Raw genomic sequence first — 1,403 nt, 5'->3', positions numbered from 1 at the left:
AGCCCAACCCCACGATCGCGATCGGCTCGTCATCGGCCGCGGCCACCACCACGGGCCCGGCCACCTCAGCAGCCGCACCCACGACCTCCGCACGCAAGAACTCCGCCAGCACCACCGGCGTCGGATAGTCGAAGACCAGCGTCGCGGGCAGCCGCAGCTCGCTCACCGCCCCCAGCGCGTTCCGCAGCTCCACCGCCGTCAACGAGTCAAAGCCCAGCTCACGGAAGGAGCGATGCGGTTCGACGGTGTCCGACGCGTCATGGCCGAGGACGGCGGCGACCTGGGTACGGACCAGGTCCAGCACCACGTCCAGCTGCTCGGCCTCGCTCAGCCCGGCCAGCCGCCGCGCCAGCGCACCCGCCACCGCCGCGCCCTGCGCCGTACGCCGCGCCGGAGTCCGCACCAGCCCCCGCATCAGCGGGGCGACCACACCGGACGACGCCGCCTCGGCGCGCATCACGGCCAGGTCCAGCCGCACGGGCACCAGCAGCGCCTCGTCCGTGCGGTACGCGGCGTCGAACAGCTCCAGCCCCTCGGCGGCGGAGAGCGCGAGGACACCGCCCCGGCTCATCCGGGACACGTCCGCGTCGTCCAGCTCGCCCGTCATCGCGCTGGAATCGGCCCACAGGCCGAAGGCCAGCGAGGTACCGGCCAGGCCCTGGGCACGGCGGTGCTGCGCGAGGGCGTCCAGGAAGGCATTGGCGGCGGCGTAGTTGCCCTGCCCCGCATTGCCGAAGACACCAGCGGCCGAGGAGAAGAGAACGAACGCCGACAGATCCAGGTCGCGGGTCAGCTCGTGCAGATGCCACGCCGCGTCCACCTTCGGCCGCAGCACCCGCTCCAGCCGCTCCGGCGTCAGCGAACCGATCACCCCGTCGTCCAGCACACCGGCCGTATGCACCACAGCCGTCAGCGGACGCTCGGCCGGAATACCCGCCAGCACCTCCGCCAGCGCCTCCCGGTCCGCCACATCACACGCCGCCCAACGCACCTCCGCACCCAACCCCGCTAGTTCCGCGCCGAGTTCGGCCGCACCCGGCGCCCGCTCACCACGGCGGCTCACCAGCAACAGATGCCGCACCCCACGCTCCGCCACCAGATGACGCGCCAGCAGACCACCCAGCGTGCCACTCGCCCCGGTCACCAGGACCGTGCCCTCGGCATCGACATCGGGCGTCCGCTCGGTGTCCACGGCGGCGCGCGCCAGACGCGGTGCCCGCAGTACCCCGTCCCGCACGGCCACCTGCGGTTCACCGGAGGCCAGCGCGCCCGACACCGCCGCCGGCGCATCGGCCGCACCGTCGACATCGACCAGGACGAACCGGCCCGGGTTCTCCGACTGCGCCGAACGCAGCAGACCCCACACCGCCGCACCCGCCAGGTCCGCCACCGGCTCGGCCGCC

1 protein-coding gene is annotated in these 1,403 nt (G+C 73.8%); it reads right to left on the bottom strand.

Annotated features, from left to right (window positions below; genetic code table 11):
- A partial coding sequence (locus AXW62_RS39245) for a type I polyketide synthase (protein WP_159061108.1) occupies positions 1 to 1,403 on the bottom strand: 1,403 nt, incomplete at both ends.

Origin of the sequence: Streptomyces hygroscopicus subsp. hygroscopicus, from assembly GCF_001553455.1 — a bacterium.
Taxonomy (GTDB): Bacteria; Actinomycetota; Actinomycetes; order Streptomycetales; family Streptomycetaceae; genus Streptomyces; species Streptomyces hygroscopicus.
Note: the sequence above shows the minus strand (reverse complement) of the source record. Positions and strands in the feature narration are given on the sequence as shown.